This window comes from Flavobacterium sp. (assembly GCF_039932285.1).
Taxonomy (GTDB): domain Bacteria; phylum Bacteroidota; class Bacteroidia; order Flavobacteriales; family Flavobacteriaceae; genus Flavobacterium.
Genome location: NZ_JBDTQE010000035.1, coordinates 22,544 through 28,867, shown reverse-complemented (window position 1 = coordinate 28,867; position 6,324 = coordinate 22,544). Strand labels below are relative to the sequence as shown.

General features: G+C 33.4%; 4 protein-coding genes and 1 pseudogene. 3 read left to right on the top strand and 2 right to left on the bottom strand.

Going from position 1 to position 6,324, the window contains the following annotated elements; translation table 11 throughout:
- Nucleotides 1-493 (bottom strand): annotated as a pseudogene (locus ABI549_RS08145) (hypothetical protein); the annotation flags it as partial.
- Between the two features lie 121 nt (nt 494-614).
- Complete coding sequence (locus ABI549_RS08140; protein ID WP_348075963.1) at nt 615-3,422, bottom strand: T9SS type A sorting domain-containing protein; 2,808 nt, start codon at nt 3,420-3,422, stop codon at nt 615-617.
- Between the two features lie 157 nt (nt 3,423-3,579).
- Between ABI549_RS08140 and ABI549_RS08135 the strand changes: the two genes are divergently transcribed.
- The 3 genes from ABI549_RS08135 (at nt 3,580) to bioB (ending at nt 6,279) form a co-directional block, all read left to right on the top strand.
- Entirely contained in the window at nt 3,580-4,509 is a 930-nt protein-coding gene (locus tag ABI549_RS08135) for a bifunctional riboflavin kinase/FAD synthetase (RefSeq protein WP_348075962.1), read from the top strand.
- Nucleotides 4,510-4,605: 96 nt separating this feature from the next.
- On the top strand, nt 4,606-5,049 hold the full coding sequence (locus ABI549_RS08130) for a hypothetical protein (protein ID WP_348075961.1): 444 nt from the start codon (nt 4,606-4,608) through the stop codon (nt 5,047-5,049).
- A 141-nt stretch (nt 5,050-5,190) separates the two neighbouring features.
- A complete protein-coding gene (gene bioB / locus ABI549_RS08125) occupies nt 5,191-6,279 on the top strand; it encodes a biotin synthase BioB (protein ID WP_348075960.1) in 1,089 nt (362 codons plus the stop codon).
- Nucleotides 6,280-6,324: the final 45 nt, after the last annotated feature.

The window sequence follows — 6,324 nt, the reverse complement described above, 5'->3', positions numbered from 1 at the left end:
CTGCCCATGTTGAATTAAGACTTACTCTAACCTCTTCTGTTAAAATACCACCTGTTACAAAAAGCTTATAATTAGATATATCTATCGAACCAGCTGTTATTGGGAATGTTGTAACATTACCAACACCGACTTTACCATTTAATTTTAATTTATCCTCAGCAAAATCTCCCCAGATTAGAGGAGTAAGTGTTTTTGAATTATCTATAAAAAGCTTATTACCTGTTGTATCATGAACACCGCGTTTATTATCATATCCAGAATTTGAACCAATACATATATTTCCTGACGATGTATTAGTTGCATAAAATCCTGAGCTATCACCAATTGCAATATTATTACTCCCTTTAAAATTAACCCCAGCATTAAACCCAACAAAAGTATTACTCGAGCCATTAATTGCATCATTACCCGACAGGTGACCTATTAATACATTATAATTAATACCTGATGTAGGATTTGTATTTGGCAAAACAAGATTATATTGACCAAACATAGGATTAAATAAAATAGATGTTACGATCGCGAATAATTTTTTCATATTTGTAATAAATTTTAAATTAAAAAAACCTGACAAGAAATTGTCAGGTTTCAAATATAGTAAATAAATTCTTATATTATTTCACAACAATACGTTTTACAGTTTTCTGATCACCATCTATCACAGATACTATATAAACTCCTGCTTGCACTTTCCCTAAATTAATATTTTGATTGAAAGCACCATTATTAGAAAATGATTTCTCATAAACTTGTCTTCCTCTTATATCATGCACGTTAACTTTAATATCATTTGAAGTGGTAGAAGTAAATTTCACATTAAATACGCCATTATTTGGATTAGGATACAATGAAAAATTTGTAAATTCAAAATCTGCTGTAGCTAATGTTGCATCTACACCAAAGTAATATACCCCTGTTATTCCATTGCTAACATTTCCTGCTAAAGTTACATTTGGTCCAAATGCCCCAATTGTTGCAGGGATAGTAGTAGTTGCTCCTCCTTTAAATATTCTTAAAGCGCTTCTTAAGTTACCGGTTGCAGCTTCCCATGCAGCTATTTCAGCTTCCGAAAAATAGAATTTAAAACTCCCAGCTCCAACGGCGTTATTTGTTGTTGGTGTAACCGTAACGGTTTTAGCCATTACTTTTAGGTTGTTAGCTGTGTTACTGCCATAATTTACTGCAGCAGCACCTGCTGATGTCTGATCTCTAGAAACCGCAACAGACGTACAACCATAATCAAAATTAGTGGTACTTGTTATATCAGCTATCATTTTTCCTGTAGTAGCATCTTTTGAATAAGCTGTCCCGTTTGCATTTAGAAATGCTTGGTACGGTGTTGCAGTATCTACAGCCACCTGAACACTAGTTGCAACTGTATTCTTTATTGCAATATCATCTAATACTAATATATTTTGATCTGTACAAGCATGATGTCTGAAAGACAAATAAACAGATTGACCAGCAAATGAGCTTATATCTACAGTATTCACGTATGTTGTACCCCCTGCAGATAACGTTTCTGTAAACACAGGTGTTTGAGCAACTATTGTGTTAGGAACATTTGAAGTTGTAAGATAAACTGAGTAGTTTTCTGCAAAATAGGTTCCGTCATTTGCTCCAACTCTATATGATAAAGAGGAAGCACCTGTAGGTATTGCAATAGGATTAGTAAAAGTCAATAGGTTATCTGGAAGAAGAGGTCCTGAAGAATCCCAAGATCTAGAACCTGCCCAAATACCAGACACTCCCCATCCAACAGTTGCAGCACTTGAAGCAAATAATCCCCAGTTTTTTGTATCTCCATCACGGTCGGTCAGTGTTCTTGGTGCCACAGCTGGGTCAAAATTTTCACTAAAAACAGTTGCTAATGAAGTAGGTGATGGCGGAACATCATTATCTATAATAGAAACTGTCAAAGATGCAGTATCTGCGCCAGCAATAATCGCTCCATCTCCAGCACCTGCATTTACTGTCATCCCTAATACTACGTTTTCACTTGATTCCGCAATACCATCATTAAAATATCTTACGATTAAATTTTGTGAAGTGGCAGATCCTGAAGTAAAAGTAACAGTAGGAGTCATAATTTGAAAATCTATATTGTTTGTTGCGGTAGAAGAACCGTTAACAGTAAAAGTAACAACGGCATTAGCTGTTGGCGCTTTTATAATAGAAACAGGATAAGTAACATCTGTATAGCTACAGTTTGTTCCTTCAGCAACCGAACATTTATTTACTCCTTTATTAAAATATATTCCAGCTGATGGAGCTAAACTTCCATTAGAAGCATTTAATGTGCTTCTTCTAGTAGCTGCAGCCATGACAGTTTGCATACGTGTTTTCTGATTAGCTGTAAAAGTATCCATACAGGCATCGTTTGAATAATCCATGTAGTTTTGAACCATATCATTACCTGGAGCTGCTGTACAAGTATTATATACTGCACAATCATAATGCTCAGCATTAGCAGCAGGTGTATCTGGACAATAATCCTTTCCTGCATCTGTACCAGCAGTATTTGTACAAGTAGCATTATCTCCCCAAATATGACGTAAACCCAACCAGTGTCCAACTTCGTGAGTCATTGTTCTACCTAGATTATAAGTAGCATTTAGAATAAATGTACCGTCATTTGCCGCTATGGTTCCCATAGCATCATAAGCAGCTACAACACCATCAGTATTTGCGCCCGATGCACCAGCTGGAATCCCAGCAAGACCTGATCCCGAAGGAAACTGCGCATAACCAAGTAATCCTTGAAGACCTCCAGTAGCTATAGAATTACCTCCTGGACGAATAGTCCACATGTTTAAATATTTTGTAGGATCCCAAATAGTTGCAGCTTTCATTGTTTCAACATCTGAATTAGTTTCCCAGTCTGGACCTCCAGCTCCATCTGCAACAGCATTTGCGTAAGGTGTAATTTGGTGTCTAACAACGCCTGTAGAAGGATTTCCTGCTGGATCTCTTTTTGCGAGAACAAAATTAATTTCACAATCTACAGCCAGACCCGTTGAATTAGCTCCACCAGGTGTCGCCGCCATTTTTCTGTAATCTTGATTCATAACCGTTATTTGAGAAATAGCCTGAGCATCAGTAATATTCTCTCCTGTTCCTAAACAATCCCCATCATGTACAATATGTATTACGACCGGGATATTATATACTGCTTGTATATTTTTACCAGAAGCTCTTTCAGCTTTAATTCTTTCTATTTGAGGCGCTAACCAAGCTTCAAACTGTTCCGTAGTTTCGCGATTTGGATATTTAGCCCTTAAAGCATCTTCGTTCTCAACAGTGTAACATCTGATATGTCCACTAGGCGTTAATTTTTGAATTGGTCTGTTTTGTCCAAGCATTGCATTAGTAGCAAAACTTAAAACAAACAAAAAGAACAATTTACTTGTAATTTTTTCCATTTTTTTATATATTTTATATATTTAAGTAACACAAATATATTAATTTTAAAAAAACACACAACTTTTTTAACAAAAAGAAGCTTTATCAATTTGAAAATTGAATATAATCTCTTTTTATATACAAAAAAATGTATTTTTGTTGATTAAAAAATTTCTTTTGAAAGTATTCCATTCTATCTCCGAATTTTCTTGTAAAAAAAAAACCGTCGTAACTCTTGGTACTTTTGACGGCGTACATTTAGGCCACCAAAGAATAATAAATCGTCTTTTAGATAGCACTCTAAATAATCAGTTAGAAAGTGTTGTGCTAACTTTTTCGCAACATCCTCGTCGTGTTTTACAGGCAGAAAGTAACATTAAATTATTGAACACCAATAAAGAGAAAATGGCTCTTTTAGAAGAGAAAGGAGTTGATAATTTAATAATACACACTTTTGACACTAATTTCTCTGAATTGACAGGCGAAGAATTCGTAAAAACGATATTGGTGGATAAACTAAATATTCAAAAAATTATTATTGGTTATGACCATCGTTTCGGAAAAAATCGCGCATCAGACATACATGATTTAATTTATTTTGGAAAAAAATATCATTTTGATGTAGAACAAATTTCTGCTAAAGAAATAGACGAAATCTCCATAAGTTCGACTAAAATTAGAAAGGCAATTCAAGAAGGAAACATTAAATTAGCCAACCAATATTTAGGCTATAATTATATTTTTACAGGAAAAATAGTTAAAGGAAAACAACTTGGGCGCACAATAAATTTTCCTACTGCTAACATTAGCATTGATGACATTCAAAAAATCATTCCAAAAAATGGCGTTTATATTGTTGAAGCTTCTTGGAAAGATGAAACTCACAAAGGCATGATGAATATCGGATTAAAACCTACTGTTGATGGAAAAAACACAACTATTGAAGTTCATTTTTTTGATGTAAATCAGGATTTATATGATTTAGACATTACAATTTCTGTACATGAATTTATTAGAGATGAGATTAAATTTGCTTCGATTGACGAATTAAAAGTGCAACTTGAAAAAGATAAAATTATTTCATTAGACTATTTTTTAAAATCGTAGATAAATGTTAAATATTTGCAATTAAAATATTTATTAATTATATTTGATTGTGTATTTATACTTTTTTAACCAATTGTTTAATTAAATTTTATTATCATGACTATCTCAAAAGAACTTAATAATGGCACTTTAATTTTCATAGGTATTGGAATTTACTTTCTCATAATGGAATTATTAGGATTGTCACATCTTTTTTTTCTTAGAATGTTAAATATTGTTATTGTTATTTATTTTTTAAACAAGACAATAAAATCTAATTATGACGAAGGAAAAATAGATTATTTAGAAAATTTAATTTCAGGAACGCTAACCGCTTTAATAGGCGTTATATTAAGTGTTATTGGCTTACTTATTTATATTTCTATAAAAGGGGGTGATGCTTATTTAGCAAAATTATCTCAGAATTTTTTATTTGGAGGCGGAACCCCTTCGATGAATCAATATTGCATAGGTCTTCTTTTTGAAGGAATTGCTTCTTCAATAATCATTACATTCACATTAATGCAATACTGGAAAGACAGACCTATAAAACATTTTTAGCACTTGGTTTATTACGTTTTTTAATAAAATGTTTTTAGTGAAATTTATTTTCCTAGAAACATTTTTTAGTTTAAATGAATATGTTTACGAAACTTTAAATCGAAATCCTTATTTTTGACATCTATTTTATAAGATACTATTATGAGTGTAATGAGAAATAATTGGACAAAAGAAGAAATAATTGCCATATACAACAAGCCATTGATGGATTTGCTTTACGAAGCAGCATCTATTCACAGAGAACATCATGACCCAAATGTGGTTCAGGTTTCAACTTTGCTTTCAATAAAAACAGGTGGTTGTCCCGAAGATTGTGGGTATTGTCCACAAGCAGCAAGATATCACACCAATATTGAAGGTAATGATTTAATGAGTGTGCAACAAGTTAAAGCACAAGCATTACGGGCAAAATCATCAGGTTCATCTAGGGTATGCATGGGAGCCGCTTGGAGGAATGTAAAAGACGGACCAGAATTTGATCAAGTACTAGAAATGGTAAGAACCATTAACAAACTAGATATGGAAGTTTGTTGTACTTTGGGAATGATTACCGAAAACCAAGCCCACCGACTAGCAGAAGCAGGACTATATGCTTACAATCACAATTTAGATACTTCTGAAGAATACTATAAAGAGGTTATTTCTACCAGAGGTTTTGAAGACAGGATTCAGACTATTGAGAATGTTAGAAAAACAAATGTTACTGTTTGTAGCGGCGGAATTATTGGTATGGGAGAAAGCATTGAAGATAGAGCTGGAATGTTAGTCGCACTATCAACATTAAGTCCACAACCAGAATCGGTTCCAATAAATGCGTTAGTTGCTGTAGAAGGAACCCCGATGGAAGAAGAAAAGCCGGTAGAAATTTGGGAAATGATTCGTATGGTTGCTACAACTCGTATTATTATGCCAGAAACACAAGTAAGACTTTCAGCTGGAAGAATGAATATGAATAGAGAAGGTCAAGCCATGTGCTTTTTTGCTGGAGCAAATTCTATTTTTGCAGGAGATAAATTACTCACAACACCAAATCCAGATGTAGATGAAGATATGAAGATGTTTGAGATATTGGGATTAAATCCTCAAAAACCATTTACTAAAGTATCACAACCTAAAACGGTTGAAGCAAAAGATTCTCAGTATGAATCATTAGGAGAAAAACCAAAATGGACAAGACCTAGTCATTCTATTGAGCGAAATTTAGAACTTTCAACAAAAGGAAAAAATTAAAAAAGATTGTTATAACAAAAAAGGTACGCAAATGCGTACCTTTTT